The following is a 26,347-nucleotide window of genomic DNA, read 5'->3' as shown; positions in this document are numbered from 1 at the left end:
GTCTGAGCATCTCCCTGTCTGAGGTCATGCGGATCAGTTATCCGTTTCAACCGCCCGCCGGTGACGACTGTTCCGGAATGTGACCTAGACCGCAGGAAGAAGTGTCGTGATGTCCCGATAAGCAAACCCGAGCTTGCGGTACACGGCGATCGCCGGGGCGTTGTAGTTCTCCACGAAGAGCGCACAGGTGCCGTAGAGGGTGAGCAGCGTGGAGGCCACGAACTGGCAGATGCGCCGGCCCAGCCCCTGGTTCGTGCAGGACGGCCGGACGGCCACGCCCATCATGAAGCCGACGTCGGCGGACGACCAGGCCTCGGCCGCGGTGGCGACCAGCTCGCCGCCCTCGTGCACGCCCGCCCAGCGGCGCACCCCCTTCTCGCCGGGCCAGGCCCAGGAATCCGGGTTGGCCTCGCGCAGGAGGGGTTCCACCCCGTCGGGTGACCGCAGCCAGGCGGCCTCGGCCGGGAGGTCCAGCGCCCCCGAGCGGTCCATCCAGCCGAACGGCCTGTCCTCCAGCCACGGGGACGGCATCAGCGACGCCACCTCCAGCGCCAGCGGACGTTCGAGCAACGGCCGCAACCCCACACCCCGGCCGTGCGCCGCGAGCAGGGACGCGACACCCTCGGCCGGCCCGGACAGGACCAGCCGGCGCCGTCGGGTGAGCGACGGGGCATGCACCGCCACCGCGTCACCGTGCGCCCAGGCCGCACCGCCCGACGACAGTGCCTGGGCTGCCCAGCGGACCATCGGGTCGTCGCTGGCGTCCTGCACGTCGGCGGTGGTGCGTAACCGGCGCACTCAGTCCTTCTGCTTGCGGCGCAACAGGGTTCGCTTCGCGAGCGAGTCCTCCAGCGCCTGGTACGCGAGGTCCATCACCCGGTTGTACTCGCCCTGGGGGCGCGGGGGGACGGACTCGTCCGGCTGCGGGAACGTGACCATCTGCAGCCAGCGCTCGTCCCAGAGCTGCTCGACCGCCGCCTCCCAGTGCAGGGCGGCGCCCATCCGCACGACCCGCTCGCGATCGCGCACCTCGGCGATCTCGTGCTGGGTCGCCGCGATCCGCTCGGCGAGCTCGGCGCACCGCACCTCGTCCAGCTTGCGCTGGCGAGCAGCCGCGTCGGTGGCGATGGCGATGATCTCCTTGTAGCGCTCGACGGCGGAGATCGCCGGCACCTCGATCACCTCCTCGCTCTGACGCTGCGACGGGACCGACTCGAACATCGTCGTCATCATCGGGTTCATGACGCTTCTCCAGTGTCGAACGGGATGATCACTTGCGGTCGCGAGTGCTCGAACCGGTCGAAGAACAGGCCGCGGCGTGGCCTCGGCGACCACGACATCACCTGCTCCGGTCCGAGCGACAGCAGTTCCTTGCCCTGGACGTCGAACGCCACCCAGGCGCCGATGTCGTCGTAGACGCCGGGCGGGAGGCTCGCCTTCAGCCTCTGCACACCGCGCCACCAGCCCAGCACGTGCGTGCGGTTCTCCGGGCCGTGCTTCAGCACGGTGCGGAGACTGTCCACACCGGACATCCGGGTCGCCGGATCCTTCTGTTCCAGCAACGTCTGCGCGGCGTCGACGCCGTACAGCACCAGGTAGTGCGGCTGCATCGGCGCGTCGGCCTGGCCCGTGTTGATCGACTGCAGCTGGGCCGCCGTCTCGTCCAGCAGCCTGCGGAGGCCGTCGATCTGGACCACCTCGGCGTCGTGCCCGTCCGCGCTGAGGCGCTTGGCCAGGTACAACGCCGAGGGCATCGCCTCTTCCACCAGGCAGGCCAGCGAGAACCTCGCCTCGTGCGGGTGGTGCTGCCTGCCCAGTGACGCGGCCGCTCCGCCGAGTACCGCGGCCGCGTCCTGGACGACGGAGCCGATCACCGCGATGTTGCGGCCCGGGGTCCGGGCGAAACGCACACGTGCCGCGCTGCCGGCGACGTCGATGACCTGTCCGAGCAGAACGGTAGGTGATGCCTCGCCCGGTCGCAGGTCGAGGAAGTCCTGCGTCGCGTCGATCAGCGGGATCTTGCTGCCGTCGAACAGACCCGGTGCCCGGCCCGGTTCGCGGCGCCACAGCTCGGTCTGCAGGAAGTCCATGGTGCCCTTGGCCGTCGAGTCCGGGACGCGGCAGATCTCGTTGCCGGGCTTGACACCCGACTCGTGGTTGATCACCGCGTGCCAGCGCGGCAGCTCCACGGCGGCGTCGTTCTGCGGCTCGGCCAGCACCCGGCGGGCCTTGGGCAGCGCGATGCGGACGGTGAACTGCTCGAAGATCGCCGACTTGCCCCAGAAGCCCTCGATGCCCGAGACGTCCTGCGACGACAGCACCAGGTGGATGCCCTGCGAACGGCCGCGGCGCGCCACGTCCTCCAGCAGTTGCGTCGCGGCGGCGGTGACCTGGTCGCGTTCGCCGAACAGGTACTGGAACTCGTCGATCACGGCGACGATCCGCGGCCAGCGGCCACCGGGGTCCTCGGCGCGCAGGTGCTCCAGCTTGGTGACCTCGTGCTGCTTGGCCGCGTCCGCACGCCGGCGCATCTCGTCGGACAGGAACCGCAGCAGTGCCACGCCGAACTCGCGGTCGGTGTTGACGTTCACGCCGACCAGGCGGGCGTGCGGCAGCCACGACGGGTCCTTGCGGCCCGGCGCGAACTGCGCGAACGACACGCCTTCCTTGAAGTCCAGCAGATACAGCTCCAGCTCGTTCGGCGAATAGCGCGCGCACAACGAACCGAGCATCGCGTAGAGGAAGTTCGTCTTGCCGGAACCCGAAGGCCCGCCGATCAACGCGTGCGGCGAGGTGTCGCCGAGCTGCACGCAGACCTGCTCGCCGTCGTCGAAGCCGACGGGCGCGATGACTCCGGCCGACGAGTTCTCCGTCCACGGCCGGTCCGGCAGCAGGTCGCCGAACGTGCTCATGCGCGAACGCCGTTCCTCGCGCTTCTCCGCGATGGCGGCACAGGCGCGCGGCACCAACGTGCGCGGCAGCGCTTCATCCAGCGTGACGGTCACGTCCTTGCCGGTCATCGTGCAGAACGCGGTGCCGTCGCCGCGCAACGACACCGTCTCCACCGGCGAGTTGATCGTGATCGGAATGTCCACGATGAACAGCTGCACGCCGCACGCCAAACCGTTGCGCGCCACGCGTTGCAGCTGTTGCTGCTGGTCTTCCTTCAACGCCTTGCGGTTGCCGAACAGCACGGCGATCCGCCACGGTTCGGTGCGCCGGCCCTCACCGCTGACCGCACGAACGGTCAGGTGACCGTCGACCAGGACCTTGGTGTGCACCTGGCGGATGTGCTCGGACATCTCGTCGAGCAGCTCGTGCAGCCGTGCCGGATCGTGCACCGTCAGCAGGTTCGCGCGGGTCAGCGGGTAGAGGCCGGGCAACGACCCGGTCAGCTGGCCGACGTCCCACACGTGCACGTGCACGAGCCCCGGCTGGAAGTGCGACAGCACGCGCAGCAACAGGCTCTCCACCAGCGAGTCCGCGACGTGGCGAGTGTCCGGAGTGGACGAGATGTGCAGGTGTGCCTGATCGAGCAGCGGCACCGCGACGGGGAACGGGACGGGTGTCGGTGCCGACGTCACCACGCCGGTGCCGATCCGCCACAGTTCCGGCACGCCCTCGCTGCCGTCGTGCGTGCCCGGATGGCCGAGCCACGACCCGTGCGGCAACGACGCGGGGCCGGCGGCGACCGAGTTCACCAGCTCGGTCAGCTGCTCGGGGCCCGTGGTCGTCCACTCGTGGAACGACTGCTGCCAGTCGTACTTGATCTGGTCGAGCCGCTCGGCGAACTCGGCCATCGACAGTGGCGCCTGACGAGGGTTCTTCTGGCGCTTCTCGTCAACCGTCAGGAACGAGGTCACGTTCTTCAGGGCGACGTCCTGCAACGCCCTGTCGACGCCCATGCCGCGCACGGTGAACTCGAACATGTCCTTGGCGTGCTCGGTGGCGAGCAACCGGTGTTCGCGCGCCACCGAGCCCAGCGCGGCCGAAACGGCGCGCTGGAACTCCCCGAAGGCGGTCTCGATCTTCGTCCGCCGGTCGTCCCGCCTGCTCATCACAGCTCCACGGTGAGTCGTTGGATGCGCTCTAGGGTTCCCACCATCAGTTCCAGCTGATCGGGGAATCTTTCCTTCGCGCGCACGAACTCCACTGGAAGCAGCGACTCGTGGTGGTTCTCGCTCGACTCGGCGAGGATCGCGACCGCCTCGTCGAGGCCCTCCTGCGCTGATCGCACGTTGCGGTACGACTCACGCAGGATCTCGCCCGCCTGCTCGAGCGCGGCACGAACCTCGCCGATGGACGCCATCAAAGCCTGCTGTTGATGCCCTCGGCCCCGGAAATGCCGGCGCCGAGGTAGTTCTGCAGCTCGCTCACGCCCGACACGACCTGGGCGAACTGGGCGTTCGTCGTCTCGACGTCCGCCTGCACGGAGCCCTGCGTGACCGATGTCAGCAGCTGCTGCGCGTCCTCGGCGAGCTCAGCCGCCTGTTGGAGGGCCGACTGGCTTTGAGCCGCCTTGTCGATCGCCTGGGCAATTGCGGCACGGACCTCTTCGATGCTGGCCATGTCGGCTCCCGAACCCTCCGGAACAAGATGGTCTGACGACCACCCTTAGTAGAGATTGTGCCCAGATTTTCACAGTTGAGACCGAAGATCGGCTAACCGGGTGGATGCCTGAATCCACTCGAACGGGCCTTGATTTAATGATCAGTTGAGTCCGCCGCAGGCCGCTTGTCCACGCGTGTAGCAACTCTCACAACGACGCCTACAGCCCGTTGAGCGTTCATACCGACCAGCCGGGTGAATCAAGACGGCTTCGAGGGCGAGTTGTCACGCAAAGTTCCTGCCCCGAAAGGGTCATCTCCGGCCCACACCTCGACCAGAACGCGCTCGGCGCCCGGAACGAGCTCGTTGATCAGCTCGGGTTCGTCCAGCACGGTCCACGCCGTCGGCGGCTCGCACGCCACCCGCGGCGCCGAGAAGCCCTCGCCCAGCCCGCGCACGAACGTGCGAACGGCCCGTGCCAGCGCCGCTGCGACGTTGTGGGTGGCCTTCTCCGTGCTGGGCCGTGTGATCACGACGGCCCAGCAGCCCGGCTCTTCGTCGGAACAGTCGCGGGCGTCCACGATCTGAGCGCCCGCACGGTTGATGAGCGCGTCGCACGCGGCACGCGCCTGTTGCTCGTCCGCTGCCTCGACCACCACGGTGATCAGGAGCACGAGGTCGTCTTCGTCCATGACACCCGAAATGGTGTCAGATGACCCTCCGCGTGAACTCCAGCACCCGAGTGACGGCCTCGCCGTCGGTCAGCAGCCCGTCCGCGACGTACTCCTCGAACGCCGAGCCGCGGATCCGGTCGATGCCCGCGCGGGTGTCCGCGATCGGCACGATCTCGTCGTCCGAGCCGTGCAGCCACAACGTCGGCAGGTCGCCCAGCGCCGGCCCGAGGCCGACCTCGTCCATCAGGTCGGCCAGTTCGTTCGACGCGCCGTCCCACATGCCGAGCACCGGCGAGATCAGCACCAGCGCGGCCGGCCCGGAACGCGTCTGGGCACAGCGGACCGCGGCCGGCGCGGCGGTGAAGTGTCCAATGAGGACGACCGGCCGGTCAGCGGCCTCGATCACCGTTTCGAAGTTCTCGCTCACCACGACCGGAACACCCGCGGTGCGCAGCGAGAAGGCGATGCGCTCGCCGTGCGGCAGCACGGCGAGCCATCCAGGTACGTGCATCTACGAAGCGTAGAAGGCACTGATCTCGATCCGGCCACCGGAACAGACGGAGCCAAAGGTCCATGGCACGGACAGCGGAGCTGTCTCGTTCGGCGGGATGGCCGAGACCTTCGTCGGCTCCGGCTGGCACGTCCCCTGCACCGGCTCGCTGCCCGCGGGCACGACATTCCAGTGCAGGTTCGCGGTGGCCTTTCCGCCAGGCGCGAGGGTCAGAGCGGTGGGACCGGGGTCGGCCTTGCGCTCGAGTTTGGTGGGTACGGCGCCGGAGGCGTTCTCCAGCTGGAAACCGCTGTAGCCGTTCAACGTGCACGGCGCCGTGCCGCTGTTCGTCACCACGAACTTGCCGTACCTGTTGCCCGCGCCGGCATCAGTGGGAACGACCTCGCCCTTCAACGTCGCCGCGTCGCAGCGCTCCCCGTCGCGCGAGGCTGCCTGGGGGTCGTCCGACGCGGGAGCGGACGAAGCCGTCGACGACGGCGTCGACGGCGCCGTCGGCAGCGTTTGCGAGGCGTTGTCCGGTGTTCTCGTCCCGCAAGCCGTCACGGAAGCGAGCACCAGCAGTCCGCAAGCGATCAACCGTCGAGTCATGGGTGCACCTCCTACCACCGAAGGATGTGCCCGATTCTCAATCAACCAACACAACGTGCCGGAAATTCACTGGATCTGGTGGACGTCCCATCCGTCCGGAAGTTCCGCCATGCCCTGCACGGCCGCGGTCCAGAGGTACGTCCAGGCGATGCGCCCGTCCGGCAGCACGACGCGCACGCGGCGGTAGTCCTCGCCCTCGTACTCGTCGAGCAGCGGCAGCGCGTCCTCGGGCGACCTGAGCCGCAGCACGAAGCCGGGCACGCCGAGGCCGGCGCCAGGGCGCAGCGCGGGATAGCCCAGGCCGGTGTCGAACAACGTGCCGGGCAGGTGGGTCTCCGCGGACTCCACGACGTGCGGTTCCATCAGGTGCCAAGCGCTTGCGCCCGGCTGCAGGGTGCCGTAGACGAACAGCAGCTCGGGCCAGTCGTCGGCCGACGGTTCGCCGTGGATCTCGGTGACGTCCAGTCCGTCGTTCATCGCAGGCCTCTCGCCCAGTACCCGCGCGCCCCGCTGCGAGACGTCCGCGCAACGGACCATACGGCCGTTGAAGAGCACGGGCATCCGCTTCTTGGAGCCTGCCGTGTACGCCAGAACGCTGTCGATGACGCCGCCGTTGTAGAGCACCACGCGGCCCGTGTGCACGCGTACAAGCCGATAGCGCAGCCCGCGCCCCTCGCACCGGTCCAGCACACGCAACTGATCAGGCGTGGCGAACCAGATCGAGTGCTCCTCGGTGACGCCGGGTGCCCCCGCGAGCGTCGCCGGCCGCTGTCCGTCGCGCATGCGCAGCCCAGCGGCCCAGACAGCAGTAAGGCCCTCGCACCGTGCACGCAGCACGACCGCGGGGCCTTCGAGACCGAGCTCTTCACGGAGCCAGGTGAGCTTGCTGGGATTGGCGTTCGACCCGTAGCCGAGCACCGGCATCCGGCCCGCCAACGGGGGCTCGCCGTGGTTCGCCAGCCATTGGTCTAGATCGATGTTCTCCGGCTCAACACGCCATCCCGACTCCATCGTGAGGTCCGGTCGCACTGGCCAGCCCGTTTCGTCGACGTGGACAAAACAGTGGTCTGGACGAGTACCCGGATAGGGCTCAGCCGGATGGCTTTCGTCGGTGAACGGTTGGGCCATTGGTCCATTGTGCCAGTCGGAGGGGCCAGCTGGCGCCCCCTAATCGTGACCCATCCGATGTCTACCCCCGATTTTGGCGGTTCTAGTGAGAACTTTCACTGCGCATAAGGGTGACCAGCCCGATGTCTGCTCGTCAGTGCTCCGGCGAACCTCAGGAGCCGTCATAGCGTTCCTGCGCCTGGGTCACCTCGGGCTGGTTCGCGGCGATCCACGAGAAGAGCGCCACGAGGTGGTCGGCCGCCCCCTTGCCGAGCGGCGTCAACGTGTACTCGACGTGCGGCGGGATGACCGGATGCACCTCCCGGTGCACGAACCCGTCCCGCTCCAGCGTCCGCAACGTCTGCGTGAGCATCTTCTCGCTGACGACCTCCAGCTCACGCCGGAGGTCGCTGAACCGCCAGGAGGCCCCGTCGAACAGGGCCTGCAGGACCAGCACGCCCCACTTGCTTGTGACGTGCTCCATGATCGCCCGCTCGGGACACTCCGTGACCTGCATGCTCACCTCCACGTAAGTACCCAACTTCAAAGTGGGTACTTTCCAAAGGATAGCGCTAACCGCAACCTGAACGCATGACGATCCTCATCACCGGAGCAACCGGCCAGCTCGGCAGCGCAGTGGTCCGCCACGTCCTCGACCGCACGGACGAGCAGGTCATCGTCTCCGTGCGCTCCCCGGAGAAGTTCACCCTGGAAGGCGTCGAGGTCAGGCAGGGCGACTTCGGCAAGCCCGAGACCCTCGACTTCCGGGGCGTCGACAAGCTCCTCATCGTGTCGGCCGACGACTTCGACACCGACGTGCGCGTCAAGCAGCACGAGAACGCCATCGCCAAGGCCGTGGAGCACGGCGTGGGCCACATCTTCTACACCAGCATCACCGACGCGGACACCTCATCGGTGGGCGCGGCAGCAGCGCACAAGGCCACCGAGAGCATCATCCGAGCCACCGGCGTCCCGTTCACGTTCCTGCGCAACGGCATGTACCACGAGAACTACCTGGGCGCCCTCTCCGCGGACACCGTCGCGATCTCCACGAAGGACGGCCGGGTGGCAAGCGCGTCCCGCGAGGACTTCGCCGAAGCCGCCGCCGCGGCCCTCACCACCACGGGCCACGAGAACCAGACCTACGAGCTCACCGGCTCGACCAGCTGGTCGTTCCCCGAACTGGCCGGCGACAGGTACCGCGACGTGAGCGACGACGACCTGATCGCCTCCGGCGTACCGGCGTTCCTGGTCGACTTCTTCGTGGCGATCCGCAACGGCGTGTTCGCCGAGGTCCGGCCGGACCTGGAGAAGCTGCTCGGCCGCCCTTCGACGCCGATCAAGGTCACCGCCTGAACGACCCCTCCGCTGGAACAGGAACCAGCCACCGCAAACAGACCCGCGCGGTGCCACCAGGCACCCGCCTACGCAAGGCGACCACGTACGAGTCCTGGCGTGGCGAGGCGAAGCGAGCCGTCTGAACCTTCAGGGCTGGGTAGCGGTTCGGGTCCGCTCACGGCGATTGGGGCTTGACCTTGAGTGGGCGGGATGCTCCCCTCTCGGGCACGGCCGGGCGCTTTTCAGCCCGGCCTTTTTCCGGCCGTCAAGCATCCCGCCAGAGGCTCGAGGTCAAGCCCCATCGCAACCCCGCGCAGTTCCGTCACGACCCGCGCGCCCACCCTCGCAAGGCGACCTCTCGCACGGGAACGCGACCAACCCCGCTGGAACCGGCGCCAGCCAACGCAAGCCCACCCGCGTCACGTGAACTCCGGGTGCGCCTCCGGATGCGCATCCCACCACCTCCGGTACTCCGGATTCCGGTCCAGCACCGACCGATAAGCCTCAGCCGCACAGGCGAACACCTCATGTGCCCGCCCAGCCACCGGAGAGTCCCGCCGGGTCGCCACGAAGATGTCGGTCATCAACGGCATCCCCCGCAACCGCCGGATCACGATCCCCTCCCCGGTCCGCGAAGGCGCGGCGGCGAACGACACACACCCGGCGGCCACCAGCCCGCGGGCCATGCTCGCCTCGCCGGTGTGGTGGGTGAGCCGGGGCACGAAACCGGCATCCGCGCAGGCCTGGAACATCTGCGTCCGGCTGCCGATGTGCTGCTTGGGCGGGGTGACCCAGTCCCGATCGGCCAGGGAAGCCAGGTCGACCTCCTCCTGCGCCGCCAGCGGGTCCGTCTCCGGCAACGCCACGAACGCCGGCTCCGTCACCAGCTTCCGCAGCTCGATGCCGGCCAGGTCACGCGCGTGCATGCCGTCGAAGAACTCGAACAGCGCCACGTGGATCTGTCCGGCCTCCAGCATGTCCACGATCTCCGCGGACGAAGGGCGGACCTCGGCGCGCACGTCCGCGTTGAGCCCTCGCAGGCCCTCCACGAGCCGGGCGAAGTACAGGATCGGGGGGCAGCCGAAGAACAGCGGTCCGCGCCGGTCCGTCTCGCGGGTGTTGGCCATCAGCTGCGCCATCTCGTCGAGCACCAGTCGTGCGGTGCCCAGCACCCGGCGGCCCAGGTCCGTTGGGACGCAACCGTTGCGCGTTCGGTCGAACAGCTGGCCGCCGACGAGTCTCTCGACGGTGCGCAGCTGGGCGGACAGGGCGGGTTGGGTGAGACCGAGCCGCGTCGCGGCCCTGGTGACACTGCCTTCCTCGGCGATGGTTCGTACCGCGCGGAGGTGTCTGAGCTCCAGCTCGGGCATAAAGACCTTGTATCCCCCTTCTGAATGCGCCGCCACCCTTCGATCGGGGCATCATGGCACTCGATCGATCTTCCGGCCCGGCGCTTGCGGCAGCGCCTTCGGGTCCGGCGCGGGAGGGTGCGCACCCCTCGGTCCGACGCTGCTGCCACTTACCCTGCGCTTCGTGGCAGCGGCGTCGGTCCTGTGCGTCAGGGAATGGGCACCGCGGCGCCCGTCACGGTCACGCGGCGATCCTCGCGGGTGGCGTCGACCTCCAGGCGGGACGGCCTGCCCATGTCCTCGCCCTGGCTGATGACGAACCGCTGCGGCCCTTCGAGGTCGCGCAGGTAGCCACCGAACGCCGCAGCGGCAGCGCCCGTCGCCGCGTCCTCGACGACACCGCCGACCGGGAACGGGTCGCGGGCGTGCACCAGATCCGCGGACTCCCGCCAGAACAGGTGCACGGTCGTCAGGTCGTGCGCCAGCATCAGGTCGCGCAACGCGTCGAAGTCGTAGTCGAGCTCGCGCAGTTGCTCGCGGTCCTTCAGCGGGATCAGCAGATGGCGTGCGCCGCCGAAGCCGACGTGCACCGGCCCGTCACCGATCTCCTTGTAGCCCAACGCCTCCAACGCGTCCGCGACCAGCGCCGGAGCCGCGGCGGACGTGCTCGTCGGCACGCTGGTCAGCGACGCCGTCCGGCCCGAGGTCTCGATGGTGATCTCCCCGGCCCGCGTGTGGAACGTCAGCGGCCCGTCCCCGATCCGCTCGGCCAGCGCGACGGACGTGGCGATCGTGGCGTGCCCGCAGAACGGCACCTCGGCCTGGGGGCTGAAGTACCGGACGTCGAACTCGCGCTCGGTCCGCGGCACCACGAACGCGGTCTCCGAGTAGCCCACCTTCGCCGCGATCCCGAGCATCTCCTCGTCGCTCAGATCGGACGCGTCGAGCACCACACCCGCCGGGTTGCCGCCGGCCGGATCGGTCGTGAACGCGCTGTACCGCAGGACGCCCTTGTCACTCATACCCCGGTCCAACGCGTAGCAGTGCTGAAGTCTTCCGCCCATGTTCCTGCTGGTGAAGTACCTCAGCCCGGCCTTCTCCAGCACCCGTCCCGAAGCGCGGTTCCCGGCGTCGGTCCCGGCCACGACCCGGTCCGAGATGGCGAGCGCCCGGTCCCGCAGCTCCACCGCGACCCGGGAGGCGATCCCGCGTCCCCACCACGCTGGGTCGATCCAGTAGCCGATCTCGATCTCGCCGAGGTCGCCGTCGAGCATCTGCGCGAGCCCGATGACCACGCCGTCCTCGACGACGGCGTGCAGGCCGAAGCCATGCACCTCCCAGTGCCGCAACGCCTGCTCGTGCCGTTCGGTCACGTAGTCAGGGGTCCACGGCATGCCGTTGCCGACGTACGCCGTCATCTGCGGGTCGGACGCCCACCTCAGCAGGTAGCCGAAGTGCTCGTTCTCCCAACGCACGAGTTCCATGCGGACCATCGTGCCTCAGCTGAACTGCGGGAGTAGCCCCTCGCACGTGCGGACCACGATCTGGGCGGCCTTCCGATGGGCGTGGGTCGCGTGGACGTCCGCGGCCAGCGCCTGCCATCGGACCAGCGCGTCGAGCAACGCCTCGCGCAGCTCACGGGCGTCGGCCTCGTACTCGAAACCCAGCCGTGCCAACGGCGCCACGCCCTCGGCGCCGACGAGCCGCAGCGCCTCGGTCTGCAGTTCGGCGGGCAGCTTCGTGCGGCCGGACTGCAGTGCGGCCACGAGCCGTAGCTCGCGGAAGTCGTGCGCGGAGGCGACGACCCGTTCCAGGTCGGCCATCAGCTTGCGCGCGTTCTGCCGCGGCTCCATCCGGAACAGCACGTCGAGCGCCAGCAGCGCCGAACGTGCTTTGAGGACCTCGCGGCGTTCGACGAAGTGGACCGCGATCGAGTCGCGCAGCTCGCCGAGCCCGCTGCGCTGCACCAGTTGGCCGGTGAGCTTCACCTGCGAGTCGAAGCCCTGCCTGATCAACGCCGTGATCAGCCGGACGCCGAAGATCCCGAACCGCTCCAGCAACGCCTGCCGCACAGCGGGTTCCATCGTCAGCGGGAACTGCTCGCCGGCGAACCGGTCCGCCGACAGCAGGTGGTCCTCCAGCTCCTCGCGTCCCAACGACGACAGCACCCGCAGGGCGGCGAACTCGTCCTCCCGCAACGTCTTCGCGGCCACCGCCAGCAACCCTGCGACCGAGACCACGTTCTGGCACAACGGTTGTACGGCCGGGTCACGACGGTAGCGGCGGGCGATCTGCTTGGCCGACGACAGCGCGTCGATCCGCCCGGCGCCGATCTCGTCGGCACGGGCGAGCACCGCGACCGTGTGCACCGCGGCGGTCCTGGCGATCGGGTGGTCGTTGGCGGACTGCAGGAACTTCAGGTCCTCGTCCTGCACGTGTCGCATCAGGTACAGCAACGCGTCCGCGTCTCCGAGCACCTGTTCCGGCGTGGCCTCGGACGGGGTGTCGATCAGCACGACGTCGCGCAGCGTCCGCGCGGGCCAGTCGACCACGATCCGGTCGGAACGGTCGAACTGGCCCGTCTCGACGTGGTTGCGGCTGCCCCGCCTGCCGATCCCGACCTCGTGCGGCCGGCCGGGCCCGTTGAACACGTGTGCCCGTTGCTCGGTACCGCCGCGGTACCAGACGAACGAGTTCTGCGGCGTGAACTCGTCGCCGACCAGCGCGTTGACCACAGTGGACTTGCCGATCCGCGACCGGCCGGCCACCGCGATCCGCACGGGTTCGGTGTAGCGCTCGGCGTGCGAGCGCAGCCAGGCGGTGGCGCGGGGGCTGTCCCGGTAGACCCCCAGCGCCTCCTGCAGCATCGACCAGACGACTCGGTCCAATGTCACGCGGTGAGCTCCATCGCGGGACCCCCGAGTGCCTGCACCCGCTTGTAGAGCAGGACGAGTTTGTCCAGCTCCTTGCGGCCTTCGCGCATCCTGCGCTCGCGTTCGGTCTGGTCGTCCTGCACCGCGCGCTTGGCGCTGCGGGCCGACTCCAGCAACGTCTCCTGCAGCTCCTCGGCGAGCGTGCTGAAGTGGTTGCGCAGCGAGCGCTGGATGTGCCGCCCGGAATCGCGGACGTCCTTGGAGAACTTCATGAAGAAGTCGTCCACGTGCCGTTGCGCGGCGGCCTTCGCGGCTGCCTGGCGGCGCTTGAGTCGCTGGTCGCTCTCGTCCAAAATGGACTTCCCGCCGAACAGCGCGCCGGCGCCGAGCGAGATCACGTTGATCAGCGGCATGCCCGCGAGCGACGTGACCAGGCCGAACATCAGCACGCCGCCGTAGGAGCCGCGCAGGCCGGTGAAGAGCTTCTGCGGCACCGAGAACGGCTCGATCTTCGGCTTCTCCAGCTTGCTCGCCGGCTCCAGCAGGTCGTCCGGCAGCACCGAACCCGGGATCAGGTCCTCGCGGTACACGGGGAAGTTCCTGGCGACCTTCGCGGCCACCCACTCCGCGCGTTCCATCAGCCAGGCGAAGTTCGTGGTGGCGGCCTCGTTGAGGTTGTCCTCCAGCCACTGCTCGAACTTGTCCCAGCCGATCGCGGGGTCGGCCTCGTCGTAGGTCTTGTCGACCTCGCGCAGGATCTTGCGGGTCCTGTCACGCAGGTCGTACTCGACGTCGGAGATCAGGTCGGCCATCTCGTCGTTGAGCACGTTCTGCCAGCGCGCGGACCGGCGCCGCAGCTCGTCGACGCGCCGCTGGGCCTCCTGCAGCGTCGAGATCGTGGCGACCGTGCGGGACGAGTCGTGGGCCGTCAGCTCCTCGCGCAACGGCGTGACCAGCTGCGTGATCGCCGACGACGCCACGACGGCGACGGCGCGGCGGGCCAGCAGTTCGGCGCTCGCCACGATGTCGCTCTGCACGCACGTCACCAGCTCCGGGAACCCCGACTCGGCGTTGAGGCGCTGGTCGCCGGTCTTCGCGGCGCGCAGCCGCAGTGCGGACGAGACGGGGATGAGCTTCGCGCGGATGCCGGCGCGGGCGAGCAACGCCCGGTTGCGCTCCACGACGTGCCGCCAGCTCGGCACCAGGTCGATCTTGGTGACGACCACCGTGACGTTCGGGCAGGCCTCCATGACCTTCTTGAGCAGCGTCATCTCCGCCGAGGTCAGCTCACCCGTCGCGTCGGAGACCAGCAGCACGGCGTCGGCCTGCATCAGCGCCGCGAACGTGCTGGCGGTGTGCGCGGAACGGGTGTCGCCGACGCCGGGGGTGTCGATCAGGACCAGGCCGCTGTCGAGCAGCGCGCGCGGAATGCCGATCTCGGCCCGCACGACGTGCTGCGCGGCGGCCTGTTTCGTCACCTGGTCGATCGGCACGGCGATGCGCTCGGTCGGGGTGTGGAAGATCGATCCGCCCACCGAGGAGTTGCGGACCAGAGCCGCGGACGGGGTGTCCGCGTGCTGGACGAAGGTCGGCACGGTCGTCGTGATGTCGTCGCCCACCGCACACACCGGTGCGTTGAGCAACGCGTTGACGAGCTGGCTCTTGCCTTGTTTGGACTCGCCGACGACGAGAACGCGCAACTTGGGGTCCAGTTGCTGTGCCCGCTTCTCCCGCAGCCGGGCCTCCAGATCGGGCCTCCGGTGCGTGACGCAGGCCCCGATCGTCTCGTCGAGCACGTCGAGCCAGGGCGGTGCCATCACCTGACTCATAGTGCCGTGTTCACCCCCTTGGGTGAAAGCCTTGAACCCGATACCGGTTTTCGTTCGAGCAGACGGGGCTGTTCGGGAGGGCGGTGACCTTGCTCACCGAGACGACGAACCGGCCCTGTCCACGAGAGACAGGGCCGGTCCGCGTTGGAGGGTGGCTCAGCCGAGCAGACCCAGGTCCAGGTCGCCGACGACCGGGACGTTGTGGGTCACGTCGGTGACGGTGCCGAGCACGTTGCCGACACCGTGGTCACCGGCAACGCCGGTCGCGCTGCTCGCGACGCCGGTCGCCGTGCCGGCGAGGCCGGTCGCGGTGTTCGTGACCTGGCCGATGGTGTCGAGCGAGTGCGCGCCGACCTCGCCGTTGGCCAGGTCGTCCAGGCCGCTGGTGTTCAGCACGCCCAGGTTGAGGTCGCCGCCGCCGAGCACGCCGAGCGCATCGTGGCCGAGGCCCGTCACGCCGCCGAGCTGGCCGAGGGCGCCGTCCAGGCCGGGAACGGCCGAGGTGACGCCGTCGAGCGGGGCGTCGGCGGTGGCGGTGGCGGTGTCGGCCACGTCGAGGACGGTGCCGGTGAGCGGGGACGCGGTCTGGTCGAGGACCGACGTCACGTCGGTCACGGCGGAGAAGTCACCGTCGAGGCCCAGGCCGGCCCGGGCGTACTCGCCCAGGCTCTGGTTCGCCGCCGCGAGCTGCAGGCCGTCCTCGCTCACCGCGAGCATGCCGGCGGAGGAGGTCTGCAGGTCGGTGAGGTTCACGCCCGACGAGGTCAGCTGAGACGCGACCGCCTGCAGCTGGCTGATGGCGCCGAGCGGGCCGTCCGCGAGGAGGTCACCGGCGGGCAGGGTCAGGTCGACACCGTCGATGGCGGGCAGGCCAGCGGGGGTGGCGGGCAGCAGGTCGAGGACCAGCGGGATGACTTCCTGCACGTCGACGGCGGTGATGTCGGCCAGCCCAGCCTGCTCCAGGGTGCCCTGAGCGTCGGTCGCGAAAGCATCCTTGAGGGACGGGTCGCTGAGCAGGTTGAGCACGAAGTCATGGAGCGTGCTGGGCTGGATCATCTGAAGGAACTCTCCTGATTGAGGCACGGATTCGGCAGGGGTGTGTGGCAGAAAGCTATGAGAGCGGACCCTTGACCGGCATCGGGGATCACTCCCAGTGAATCCCCGTTCCCCGATGGGGTGACGGTCGTTGACCCCCTAGGGGATTAGGGGCCTCGCTTGAGCGTCTCTCGTTCACCCGTGTAGGTACTGGTCGCTGCTGCGAACAGGTGAGGAAGAGACTTGGCGTACGTACTCGGAGTCGATGTCGGGACCACCCGGACGACGGCTGCCGTGTGCCGCCTCGACGGTGCCCGGGATGCCGAGATCGCCCTGGTGGTGCCGTCGTCGCTGCAGCTCACGGAGGCGGGGACGTTCTCGGTCGGTGAGCGCGGGGTGGCCGGCTGGACCGCCTCCGGCTTCGCCCGGCGGGTCGGTGACGCGGTGCCGTTCGCGCTGGGCCCGGAGATGTGCCCGGCCGAGGAGCTCACCGCGTTGCTGATCATGTGGGTCGTCGGCGAGGTGGTCGCCCGGGAGGGTGAACAGCCCCGTCACCTGGCGGTGAGTCACCCGGCCGGGTGGGGTCCCTATCGCCGCGGACAGCTCTACGCGGCCCTGCGGGCGGTCGGGTTGTCCGACGCGAACCTCGTGCCGGAGCCGCTGGCGGCCGCCGAGAACCACGCCGTGCGTTCTCGCGTGGTGCCCGACGCGTCGTTGGCGGTCTTTTCGCTGGGCAGCCACGCTTTTTCCGCGTCGGTGGTCCGGCGAGCGCAGAACCGGACGTTCGAACTGGTCAACCACGTCGACGGCGTCGATCATCACACCGGCGCCGACTTCGACGACCTGCTCTTCGGGCTGGTGCGCGGCCGGCTGGGCAAGGACGGCCACGTGTCGTCCGCCGAGTGCGAGGCGGCGAAGCGGGCGTTCGGCCCCTCCGCGCCGTCCGTCGTGGTCAGCGGGGTGGAGATCGCCCGCGACGAGTTCGTGGACGAGATCCGGCCGTCCGTCGACCACCTGGTCGGTTCCTTCGTTCGTGCCTTGGGGACCGTGCAGCCCGACGCGGTGCTGCTCGTCGGCGGCGCCTGCCGGATGCCCGTGATCGGCAACGCGCTGTCGTCCGCGGTCGACTGCCGCGTGCTGGCCGAGGCTCGCCCCGAGCACTCGGTCGCCAAGGGCCTCGCGGTCACCGCCCGGCGGGTCCTGCTGGGCCCCGAGGCCGAGCCGGAACCGCTCGACACGTCGGTCCTCGTGCACACCCGCGAAGCCTTGATGCGCTTCCCCGTCGGCGAGGTCCCGAGCCTCGACGACGAGTTCACCGCGCCACCGCCCCGCCCGCCGGTGGACGTGTCGCCGCTGGAACTGCCGCCGAGGCGGGCGAAACGCGTCGCGCGCGTGCTGAAGCCCGCCGGACGCCGCTCCGGTTCCGGCTCCCGATCCCGAGACGATGATGAGGACGGCCGTTGAGCGTGACCATGCGAGCCAGGTTGGTGCTGGACGCCCCAGTGCGAGGCGTCCTCGACCGGATCAACGAAGCCGCCGCGGGCACCCGCCTGCGCGTTGTCGTTGCGGCGCCTGGTGGTTACGGCAAGACAGCGCTGCTTTCGGAGATCACCAACTCCGCCGTGCGCGTGGTGGACGACGCGCACCTGCTGGACGACGCCTCCCTGCGCTCACTTGCCTCGGAACCCCTTCTGGTACTCGCCCACCGGCCCTGGCCGCGCCGTGCGGCGCTGGCCGAACTGAGCCAGGGCTCCGTCGTGGTGCCGCTGGCGCCGCTCTCCCGTGACGGCGTCCGCGAACTGCTCGGCGCGGCCAAGCCCGTTGCCGACTTCGTGTTCGCCCAGACCGGTGGCGTGCCGCTGTTCGTCGAACGCCTCGGGGCCGTGTCCGAGGTATCCGCTGACGCGCTCAGCGCGTTCCGTGCGGATCTCGACTGGCTGGACGCGGACCTGCAGAAGTTCCTGCTGGCCGCCGAGGCCGGTGCCGCTCAGCGGCTGGACCTGTTGTCCGCGTTGCTGGACAAGGACTTCGACGCGGTCAGCGACATCATCGAGGCTGCTCGCGCCACGGGCATGCTCGCCGAGGACGGCACCCTGCTGCCGTTGGCGCAGCGGGCGGTCGGTGCGCTGACCCGCGCCGAGCGCCGGATCGCGGTGCGGCAGAAGCTGGCGCAGCTGCAGCTCGACCGCGGTGGTCCGGTGCTGGATCTCGTGCGGCCCCTGCTCGACACCGGAATCGGCGGGCCCGTGTTCGTCGCGGCTGCCCGTGAGGCGTTGGCCTCCGATCCCGCACTTGCCGCCCGCCTGTTCAAGGCCTCGACCGGCGGAGGCACGCCTTCCGCCGAGACGGCTGCCTCCTGGGCCACCGCTTCGGCCATGGCCGGGGACCTGGACGGCGCTCTGCGTCTTGCCGACCAGGTCATCAGCGCCGCCGACTCGCCGCATCGGCGGACCGCTGCCGAGGTGGCGGCCGTCGCGCTGGCCCACCGCGGGCAGTTGGCGCGCAGCACCGAGTTGTTCCGGTGGGCCGCCACTCCCTATGCCGCTGCCTTCGCCGGGATCGGGCTGATCGGTACCGGACATGTTTTCGAGGAGACGCCTCCGCAGCCGCCGACGATGCTGGGCGGCGCGGCCTCGTTGATGCTGCAGGGAGTCCGGCAGTCGGTGGCCGGCGGCGAGACCGCGGCACTGTCCACTTTGGTGCGTGCTTCGTCGATGCTCGAACCGGCCGGTGGGGCTGTGCTGTTGCCGGACAGTCCGGCTGCGCTGGCCGCGTTGGTCGCCGTGCACTGCGGCGAGCCGAACGTGGCCGAGTCGGTGCTGGACCGGGCCGTGGAGACCGGGACCGGTGGGGTGCTGATGTCCGTGCGGCATCGCCTGTTGCAGGCCTGGCTGCACATGTTGCGCGGGAACCTGGCGGTGGCTCGCGAGACGCTGATGTCCGTCCGGGGGGCTTTCGAGCCTCGTGACTGGATCTTCGCGGTGGCACTGGAGGTCGGGGTCGCCCGGCGGAACTCGGATCTCGCGACGTTGCGCCGGACCTGGGAGCAGGCCTGCGAGGCCGTTCTCCGGCACCCGGTGGACCTGTTCAGCCTGCTGCCGTTGGGGGAGTTCGCCGCTGCCGCTGCCCGGTTGAGGGACAAGGAGCGGCTGGCGCCCCACCTGGCCCAGGCCGCAGTGTTGTTGCGGTCGTTGGGAAATCCGCCGATGTGGGCAACGCAGCTGCACTGGAGTCTGCTGCACGCGGCGATCATCGACGAGAACTCCGCCGCCGCCGAGGAACATGCCGCCGCGCTGGCGGTCCATCGGGAGCGCAGCCGGTACTGCGCGATCCTGTCCGCCGCGGCCGAATGCTGGCTGGACGTGGTGGCCGGTGACGTCGACGCCGATCGGGTCGAGGAAGCCGCTCGCAGCCTGCACGCGGTCGGATTGTGGTGGGACGCGTCCCGGCTGGCCGGGCAGGCCGCGATCCGGACCTCCGATCGGCAGGCGATGGTCCGGTTGCTGGACTGTGCCCGGTTGTTGCAGGGCAGGCCGGTGTCCGCCCGGCGTGCGGCTGAGGCCGATGTCGTGGCCGTTGCCGAGGACGCCGGGAAGTTGAGCGATCGGGAGCGGGAGGTGGCTCAGTTGGTGCTGGAGGGGATGACCTATCGGCAGGTGGGGGATCGGTTGTTCATCTCCGCCAAGACCGTTGAGCACCACATGGCTCGGATGCGGCAGCGGTTGGGGTCCACGTCCCGGTCGGATCTGCTGGGCCAGTTGCGGCACATCGTCGGGTCCGCGTAAGCGGCCGGTTCGTGCGAAAATTGGCCCGAACGAGCGAGTAGTTGTTGTAACGCTCAGAGATCGCTATTACCCCGTTGGAGGGAACGTCTCGGCGCGTAGGGACCGTGAGGGTTGCTGGCGGTAGGCTTCCGCACCGTTGCTCGCCGAGCAGGTCAGGTGGAACGGTTGCCGAGCCAGGACGACGCGAGACCGTCACGTCCGGTGGGACGCGACGAGCTGGCGCATGACTGGGCAGTCAAGATCAGCCGGACCGCGTACGTGCCGCTTTCCGCGGCGAAGCTGACCGAAGAGTTGCGCGAGCTGCTCAACGTGGTGGCCGAGGCGCTCGTCGACGAGCCCGATGTGGCCTCGTGGGTCGGTACCCGGCTGGTCGAGATGCACTGCGTAGGCGCTGAGAGTTTGCGGGAGTCCGTCGAGGTCCTTGCGCGGTTCATCGTGCAGGAGGGGGCGGACGCCCGGCAGGCCGCGCTGGTGATCGGTGCCGTGTCCGCTGCTTACACGGCGGCCATTCAGGCATTTGTGCTGGAGCAGCAGGAAAGCATCAGCCACGCCTTGTTACGGGCGAATCGTGCTGTGCAGCTGGATTTACAGGCCAGCGAGGAGCGGTTCGAGGACATTTTCACGCACTCGTCCACCGGCATCGCGATTGTCGGCCTCGACGGGGAGTTGAGGCGGGCGAACGAGGCGTTGTGCACCATCCTTCGGCGCGAAGGCATGGACGGCATGACGCTCGCTGATCTGATCGCTCCCGCCGACCTGCCGCTCGTCAACGACGCGCTGGCCGGGTTGCGGCACGGGCGGCTGCAGCGGGTCGAGGAACGGCCCCGGCTCATCGATCGCGATGGTGAGCACTTCCGGGTGTTGCTCGCGGCGACCGTGCAGAAGGACGCCGAGGACAACCCCCGCCACTACGTGGTGATGATCGACGACGACAGCCAGCTCACGTTGCTCGGCGGGCGGTTGCAGTACCAGTCGCTGCACGACGCGCTGACCGGGCTGCCGAACCGGCAGTACCTCACCACTCGGCTGGAATCGTTGCTGCACAGCGACATCGAGCACGGGGTGACGCTGTACCACCTCGATCTCGACGCCTTCGCGGTGATCACTGACGGGCTCGGGCGCGAGATCGGTGACAAGGTGCTGAAGCTCGTCGCCGAGCGGCTCAGTTCCGTGTTCTCCGCCGAGAAGGCGATGGTCGCCCGCCTCGAGGGTGACGAGTTCGCTGTGCTGGTGGAGAACGGGATCGACACGCCGGACGTCGACACGACGATTCGGATGATCGAGCACGAGCTCGCCGAGCCCGTCTACTTCGGTGAGCACGGGGTGGCGGTGTCGGCGTCGATCGGGGTGCTGCCGCGGTTGCATCCCGGGGATCATCCCGCCGAGGTGTTACGCGCCTCCGACATGACGTTGCGGCGGGCCAAGCGCATCGGGCGGCGGCAGTGGGGACTGCACGACGCGACGCAGGACAAGCGGGAGCAGGAAGACCTCGCGCTGGCCGCCGTGATGCCCGGGGCCTGGGAGAGCGGCGAGATCGAGGTCGTGTTCAACCCCGTCATGAAGCTCGACGGGACGGCGCGGGTGTGCCTCGAGGCCGAGCTGAACTGGCGGCATCGGGACGTCGGGCTGATCCCGCACGAGAAGTGCGTGTCGATGGCCGAGCACACCGGGCTGATGGTGCCCCTCGGCGAGTGGATGTTGCGGACGGCCGCCGAGACCGCGTGCCGGTACGACGAGATGCTCGCGGTCTGTCTGACCGAGAGCATGGCGAACAGCCCGGACCTGGTTCGGGACGTGCGGCGCGTGCTGGCGGACACCGGGTTGCAGGCCGGGCGGTTGTTGCTGGGCTTCCCCGCGCACGTGCTCGCGTCCGAGGACGGCGAGGCCGCCGACAACCTCGATCTGCTGGCCGACCTGGGCATCCACATCGGGGCGCGCGACTTCAAGGGTTCCACCGCGGAGATCGAGCTCGTGCGCTCGCTCGGCGTGCGGGCCGTGCGGGTGAAGGGGCGTTCCCAGAAACCGGACGAGCTGGTGTCGCACGTGCTCAGCGACCTCGTCGTGTTCGTGCACGAGGCCGGTGGGATCGTGGTGGTCGACGCGATCGAGGACGCCGAGCAGCGCGACTGGTGGGGTGAGCTCGGCGCCGACGCGGGTGTCGGGCCGGTGTTCTGCGTCGAGCCGACTACTGCGTGGCCCGACGCGGGTTGAGGTGCACGAGGATCAGCGCGAAGCCCGCGATGGTCACCATGCGCAGGGCCGCGCTGATGCCGTTCCAGTCCTTCGACTGCCACATCGCGAACCACTCACCGCCGATGGTGATGAAGCCGCCGAGGAACAACGCCACGACCATCAGCAGGCCGGCGGACGCGAACCTGCGCGCGCTGTCCTCCTTGTCACGCAGGTAGGCGACGGTGCCGGCGGTCAGCAGGACCGCGGAGATCGCCTCCCACAGGATGATCGCGACGTAGACGATCGTGACGACGGCCGGGCTCGTGATCGCCCGCCACCTCAGTTCCGTGCCGAACGTGGTGTCCATCGCCAGGACGTGCTGCACGAACGCCTCGTTCGTGCCGTAGTCCGTGACGTTGCCCAGTACCACCAGAATCATGTTGAGGGCGATGAACCCGACGGTCACCGCGACGATCGCGCGCAAGCTGCCGACCCGAGCAAGAAGACGCATGGAACGGACAGTAACCGATGCGGCGCTGCCGGTGAGGCAGTTGCTCGGTGAGGGTCAGCACGGATCCCGGAAGTCCATCTGAGACAGACGTTCCTGCCACAGCGCCGGGGTCAGCACGCCGCGGGTGGCCGTGCAGATCCGCTCGATCTCGTGCTCGACGTCGAGGTCCCACAGTCGCACGATGCCGTCCGCGTTGCCGGTGGCGAGCAGCCTGCCCTGCGGGGAGAACTGGACGAACGGCTCGGATGCCCAGTCGCCGGTGATCTGCTGACCGAGATAGGACGGCTCGGCGGGATCGGTGATGTCCCACAGCCGGAACGTCCGGTCCGCGCTGCTGCTCGCGAGCAACCTGCCGTCCGCGCTGACCGACACCGTGCTGACCGTGCCCGAGTGGCCCTGCAGCGTGCTGAGCAGCACCGGACGCTCCAGGTCGCGTACGTCGAAGAAGCGGATCGCCTTGTTCTGGCCGGAGGTGATCAGCGTCCTGCCGTCCGCGGTGAAACGCGACTGCAGCATGATCTGTTCGTCCTTGATCGGCTCGCCCAGCCGGCGTGGCCGGGCGGGATCGCTCACGTCCCACAGCCGCACCGTCCTGTCGCTGCTCGCGGTGGCGAGCGTGCGGCCGTCCGGGCTGAACTGGGCGTCGTTGACGTAGCCGCCGTGCCCGGCCAGCGGGGCGCCGAGCGGTACCGGCTTCGCCGGGTCGCGGACGTCCCACAGCCGCACGGACTCGTCGGTGTGGTTGGTGAGCAACACTTCGCCGTCCGGGCGGAACACCGCTCGGGCCGAGAACCTGTTGTCCAGGGCGAGCGGCTCGCCCAGCGGTTTCGGGTGCGCGGGATCGGCTACGTCCCACAGCCGCACCGTCTTGTCGCCGGCCGCCGTGGCGAGCACCTTGCCGTCGCGCCGGAACTCCGGCGGGCCGACCGTCCGTTCGTGCCCGAGCAGCGGTGGCCCGAGCTGTCTGGGGTGGTGCGAGTCCGAGACGTCCCACAGGCGCACGGTCTTGTCGCTGGAACCGGTCGCGACGAGCTTGCCGTCCGGGCTGAACGCGGGCGTCGGAACGTGCGAGCTGTGGCCGAGCAGCATCGCCTGCGGCAACGACCACAGGTTCACCGCGTTCTCCAGCGAACCGGTCGCGAGCGCGTCGCCGTCCGGGCTGAAGCCGATCGCGAAGACGTTGGCACCCCGCGCGGCGAGCGGGCGGCCGAGCGGGGTCGGGGCGGCCGGGTCGGTCAGGCTCCACAGGCGCGCGGTGGCGTCGGCCGCGCCGGAGGCGAGCGTGAGGCCGTCGGGGCTGAACTTCACCGACCACACCGCTCCGGTGTGGCCGACGAGTGGCTGGCCCACCGGCTCCTGCGTGGCCGGGTCCCACAACCGGACCATCTTGTCGTCGGCGCCGCTGGCGAGCAGCTTGCCGTCAGCGCTGAACGCCACGGAGTGGATGCCGAGCGTGTGGCCGGTCATCGGCTTGCCGATCCTGGCCCTCGTGGTGACGTCCCACAGCCGGATCGTCTGGTCGTCGCCGGTGGTGGCCAGCGTCCTGCCGTCCGGGCTGAACGCGAGCGAGCGGACCGCGGCGGAGTGGTCGCGCAACGGCTCGCCGGACGGCTTGGCGTTCGCCGGGTCGCGGACGTCCCACAGCCTTGCCGAGCGGTCCTCGTTCGCCGCGGCGAGCAGCGTGCCGTCCGGGCTGAACTCCAGCAGGTACGAGGGGCCGTTGCCGGTCTGGATCGTCTTGAGAGCCTTGGGGGAACTCGGGTTCGTCACGTCCCAGAGCCGGATCGTCGCGTCCTGGCCCGTGGTCGCGAGGACCTTGCCGTCGGGGGAGAACACGGCCGAACTGAGCCAGTTGGTGTGCTCGGCGATGACCGCGATCTCCTTGGGACGACTGCGATCCCGGACGTCCCACAGGCGTGCCGTGCGGTCGTAGCTGGCGGTGGCGAGCAGCGAGCCGTCCGGGCTGAACGTCGTCAGATAGACCGCTCCGGTGTGCCCGGCCAGCGGCACGGCCAGCGGGACCTGCTGGGTGGCGAGCAGTTTCGCGTTCACGCCCTGGTCGTCGGGGCGCATGCGGTGCGCGACCATTAGGAACTGGGCCGACAGCGACGGATCGCTTCCGGCCAGCCGGTCGGCCTCGGCGACGACCTGGCGGAACTGGGCGTCGTTGCGCTGGTTCACGGCGATCACGGCAGCGCCCGCCGCGATCAGCGCGAACACCGACACCAGCACGACCGCCGAACGGCGCAGCCAGACGCTCTTGCGGTGCTGGCGTTCGGACGTGCGCACGAACTCCTTGGCGATCGTGGTGACGTCCCGCTGCTGCCGTACCCCCTCCAGCCGTGCGCCGCGATAGAGCAGCGACGAGTCGTGGTCGTGCGCGGACCACGTCGCCGCGTCCTCCTCGAGCCGTTGCCGGGTGAGGTTGCCCGCCCGGTCCTCGTCGATCCAGCTGCGCAACCGGGGCCAGGCCTGCAGCAACGCCTCGTGCGTGATCTCGACCGAGTCGGCGTCCATGGTGATCAGGCGGGCGTGCGTGAGGACTTCGAGCGCGCGTTCCGTCGCGGAAAGATTCGTGCTGGCTTCCAGCAGGCTGTGGCGGCTGGAGCGACGGCGCGTGTCCTGCGTGTCGTCGCCGACCCTGACCAGGCGCAGGAGCAGCTGCCGCGCGGCGGCCCTGGCCGGTTCGTCGAGGTCTGACCAGGCGCGTTCGGCGGTGGCGGCGACGGCGCCCTGGATGCCGCCGGCCGCCCGGTAGCCGGCGATCGTGAGGCGCCCCGCCTGCCTGCGTTGCCACGTGACCAGCAGAGCGTGGCTGAGCAGGGGGAGCGCGCCCGCGTCGTACGCGTCCTTGCCGCGGCGGTTGTGCGTGCCCAGGTCACGCAGCATGAGGTCGACCAGACCGGCCTCCAGCTGCAGACCGGCGGCCTTGGCGGGGCTCGTCACCGCGTCGCGCAGTTCGGCCGCGGACATCGCGCCGAGCACCATCTGCCTGCTCTGCAGGGCCTCGGCGAGTTCCGGGAAGTCGAGACAGCGGGCATAGAAGTCGGCCCGCACGCCGAGCACCACAGCGCTCTTCTCCGCCGCCGCGTGCAGGGCCTGCACGAAGATCCGCAACCGGTTCTCGTCGCCGCCGAGGGTAAACGCCTCCTCGAACTGGTCGACGATCACCACCCGGTCGCCGACCGCGAGCTGCACCTCGTGCGTGAGGTCGTCGCGCACGTCCGCGGCTGCCGCCTCCAGCACGTGGATCAGCTCCGGCACCTGGAGCGCGAACTCCTTCAACGGATCGGTGCCCGGCGAGATGACGACGGCGTCTTTGTCCAGCCTGGGCAGCACGCCCGCTTTCATCAAACTGGACTTACCGGCGCCGGACGCGCCCACGAGCATTGTGATGCCGTTGTCGTTCAGCCGGTCGAGAAGTGCGTTCGTCGCCGTTTCCCGGCCGAAGAACCAATTCGCGTCCTGCGGCCCGAATGCGCTCAGACCCATGTACGGGCAGACGGAGTTGTCTTCCTGAGGGGGTGTGTCCGTTTCCGTGACCGGGCTCGCGAGCGCCGCCTCCCAGAGGGCGCGCCACACGTCGAGTTCGTACAGGCCGTCGATCGCCGGCTGGGGCCTGCGCTTGCGGGCCTCGCCGACGAGGACCTCGAGGACCGCGCTCAGCGCGCTGAACCTGGCAGGGACGTTGCGCCCGCGCCGCCAGTCGCTGACCCGCTGGGCGGGCACTCGCAGCGGCCTGCCCTGCTCGTCCGTCCGGCGGGCACGGGCGACCGATTCAGTGACCCTCTTCAGGGGAGGGTCGCCTGCCTCCGCGTAGAGCAGCGCGAAGCGCTCCGCGAAGACGCCACGGGGTCCCAACCGGCCTCCTCCTCGTCCGGACCGGAAAACGAGGACCGCCCGTCTGAGCTGCGGCGCACGCACCGCACAGGCAGTCAGAGGCCCACCATAACGAGGTGGTCTGACAACCTCGACTCCACGTCCTTCACGAGCGGGGAGATCGTCGCGTGAAAGTGGCCGACTGGGG

Annotated in this window: 21 protein-coding genes; 4 read left to right on the top strand and 17 right to left on the bottom strand. The window is 69.5% G+C overall.

What is annotated here, in order from left to right:
* Positions 1–84: 84 nt before the first annotated feature.
* The 10 genes from BLR21_RS20525 to BLR21_RS20480 form a co-directional block, all read right to left on the bottom strand.
* Entirely contained in the window at positions 85–798 is a 714-nt protein-coding gene (locus BLR21_RS20525; protein WP_090007415.1) for a GNAT family N-acetyltransferase, read from the bottom strand.
* Complete coding sequence (locus BLR21_RS20520) at positions 799–1,242, bottom strand: hypothetical protein (RefSeq protein WP_090007414.1); 444 nt, start codon at positions 1,240–1,242, stop codon at positions 799–801. It abuts the gene before it with no gap.
* The gene (locus BLR21_RS20515) at positions 1,239–4,058 is read right to left on the bottom strand and encodes an FtsK/SpoIIIE domain-containing protein (RefSeq protein WP_090007413.1); all 2,820 of its coding nucleotides are present in this window, start codon (positions 4,056–4,058) and stop codon (positions 1,239–1,241) included. Before BLR21_RS20515 ends, BLR21_RS20520 begins: the two co-directional genes overlap by 4 nt.
* Positions 4,058–4,309 (bottom strand): hypothetical protein, encoded by a 252-nt coding sequence (locus BLR21_RS20510; protein WP_090007412.1) that lies wholly within the window; start codon positions 4,307–4,309, stop codon positions 4,058–4,060. The genes BLR21_RS20515 and BLR21_RS20510 overlap by 1 nt, the downstream gene beginning before the upstream one ends.
* Positions 4,309–4,569: a hypothetical protein gene (locus tag BLR21_RS20505; protein ID WP_030481403.1), complete on the bottom strand. Its 261-nt coding sequence runs from the start codon at positions 4,567–4,569 to the stop codon at positions 4,309–4,311. Before BLR21_RS20505 ends, BLR21_RS20510 begins: the two co-directional genes overlap by 1 nt.
* Positions 4,570–4,808: 239 nt before the next feature.
* The gene (locus BLR21_RS20500) at positions 4,809–5,240 is read right to left on the bottom strand and encodes a hypothetical protein (RefSeq protein WP_090007411.1); all 432 of its coding nucleotides are present in this window, start codon (positions 5,238–5,240) and stop codon (positions 4,809–4,811) included.
* A gap of 16 nt (positions 5,241–5,256) precedes the next feature.
* Positions 5,257–5,733 carry an alpha/beta fold hydrolase gene (locus tag BLR21_RS42610; protein ID WP_090007410.1) on the bottom strand — a complete coding sequence of 159 codons (477 nt, stop codon included), beginning with the start codon at positions 5,731–5,733 and terminating at the stop codon, positions 5,257–5,259.
* On the bottom strand, positions 5,734–6,321 hold the full coding sequence (locus BLR21_RS20490; RefSeq protein WP_090007409.1) for a DUF4232 domain-containing protein: 588 nt from the start codon (positions 6,319–6,321) through the stop codon (positions 5,734–5,736).
* A 66-nt stretch (positions 6,322–6,387) separates the two neighbouring features.
* Positions 6,388–7,350, bottom strand: coding sequence for a gamma-glutamylcyclotransferase (locus tag BLR21_RS20485; RefSeq protein ID WP_256334815.1), 963 nt, complete (start codon positions 7,348–7,350; stop codon positions 6,388–6,390).
* Between the two features lie 250 nt (positions 7,351–7,600).
* Complete coding sequence (locus tag BLR21_RS20480; protein WP_090007468.1) at positions 7,601–7,945, bottom strand: winged helix-turn-helix transcriptional regulator; 345 nt, start codon at positions 7,943–7,945, stop codon at positions 7,601–7,603.
* A 74-nt stretch (positions 7,946–8,019) separates the two neighbouring features.
* Between BLR21_RS20480 and BLR21_RS20475 the strand changes: the two genes are divergently transcribed.
* Complete coding sequence (locus BLR21_RS20475; protein WP_090007407.1) at positions 8,020–8,784, top strand: SDR family oxidoreductase; 765 nt, start codon at positions 8,020–8,022, stop codon at positions 8,782–8,784.
* A gap of 401 nt (positions 8,785–9,185) precedes the next feature.
* Here BLR21_RS20475 and BLR21_RS20470 read toward each other — a convergent pair whose 3' ends face one another.
* The 5 genes from BLR21_RS20470 to BLR21_RS20450 form a co-directional block, all read right to left on the bottom strand.
* Positions 9,186–10,136 carry a LysR family transcriptional regulator gene (locus BLR21_RS20470; RefSeq protein WP_090007406.1) on the bottom strand — a complete coding sequence of 317 codons (951 nt, stop codon included), beginning with the start codon at positions 10,134–10,136 and terminating at the stop codon, positions 9,186–9,188.
* Between the two features lie 188 nt (positions 10,137–10,324).
* Positions 10,325–11,599, bottom strand: coding sequence for a PhzF family phenazine biosynthesis isomerase (locus BLR21_RS44545; RefSeq protein WP_176929716.1), 1,275 nt, complete (start codon positions 11,597–11,599; stop codon positions 10,325–10,327).
* Between the two features lie 15 nt (positions 11,600–11,614).
* Positions 11,615–13,009, bottom strand: coding sequence for a P-loop NTPase family protein (locus BLR21_RS20460; RefSeq protein ID WP_090007404.1), 1,395 nt, complete (start codon positions 13,007–13,009; stop codon positions 11,615–11,617).
* Positions 13,006–14,817, bottom strand: a complete 1,812-nt coding sequence (locus BLR21_RS20455) for a dynamin family protein (protein ID WP_256334814.1) — start codon at positions 14,815–14,817, stop codon at positions 13,006–13,008. The genes BLR21_RS20460 and BLR21_RS20455 overlap by 4 nt, the downstream gene beginning before the upstream one ends.
* A gap of 156 nt (positions 14,818–14,973) precedes the next feature.
* Positions 14,974–15,873: an IniB N-terminal domain-containing protein gene (locus BLR21_RS20450; RefSeq protein WP_090007402.1), complete on the bottom strand. Its 900-nt coding sequence runs from the start codon at positions 15,871–15,873 to the stop codon at positions 14,974–14,976.
* A 222-nt stretch (positions 15,874–16,095) separates the two neighbouring features.
* Here BLR21_RS20450 and BLR21_RS20445 point away from each other — a divergent pair, with 222 nt between their 5' ends.
* The 3 genes from BLR21_RS20445 to BLR21_RS20435 all read left to right on the top strand — a co-directional run bounded on the left by BLR21_RS20445 (position 16,096) and on the right by BLR21_RS20435 (position 21,848).
* Positions 16,096–17,316 carry an Hsp70 family protein gene (locus BLR21_RS20445; protein ID WP_143027793.1) on the top strand — a complete coding sequence of 407 codons (1,221 nt, stop codon included), beginning with the start codon at positions 16,096–16,098 and terminating at the stop codon, positions 17,314–17,316.
* 8 nt (positions 17,317–17,324) lie between these two features.
* A complete protein-coding gene (locus tag BLR21_RS20440; RefSeq protein WP_090007467.1) occupies positions 17,325–19,637 on the top strand; it encodes a helix-turn-helix transcriptional regulator in 2,313 nt (770 codons plus the stop codon).
* A 201-nt stretch (positions 19,638–19,838) separates the two neighbouring features.
* A complete protein-coding gene (locus BLR21_RS20435) occupies positions 19,839–21,848 on the top strand; it encodes a bifunctional diguanylate cyclase/phosphodiesterase (RefSeq protein ID WP_143027792.1) in 2,010 nt (669 codons plus the stop codon).
* Here the strand turns inward: BLR21_RS20435 and BLR21_RS20430 are convergent.
* Both BLR21_RS20430 and BLR21_RS20425 read right to left on the bottom strand, forming a co-directional pair.
* Positions 21,823–22,320 carry a DUF2165 domain-containing protein gene (locus BLR21_RS20430; protein WP_030481388.1) on the bottom strand — a complete coding sequence of 166 codons (498 nt, stop codon included), beginning with the start codon at positions 22,318–22,320 and terminating at the stop codon, positions 21,823–21,825. The genes BLR21_RS20435 and BLR21_RS20430 overlap by 26 nt on opposite strands.
* Before the next feature lie 54 nt (positions 22,321–22,374).
* Complete coding sequence (locus BLR21_RS20425) at positions 22,375–26,181, bottom strand: nSTAND1 domain-containing NTPase (protein ID WP_090007399.1); 3,807 nt, start codon at positions 26,179–26,181, stop codon at positions 22,375–22,377.
* Positions 26,182–26,347: the final 166 nt, after the last annotated feature.

Origin of the sequence: Lentzea albidocapillata subsp. violacea, assembly GCF_900100275.1 — a bacterium.
In the GTDB taxonomy this organism is placed as follows: Bacteria; Actinomycetota; Actinomycetes; order Mycobacteriales; family Pseudonocardiaceae; genus Lentzea; species Lentzea violacea.
The sequence above is the reverse complement of the archived record's forward strand: the minus strand, read 5'-3'. Positions and strand labels throughout refer to the sequence as shown.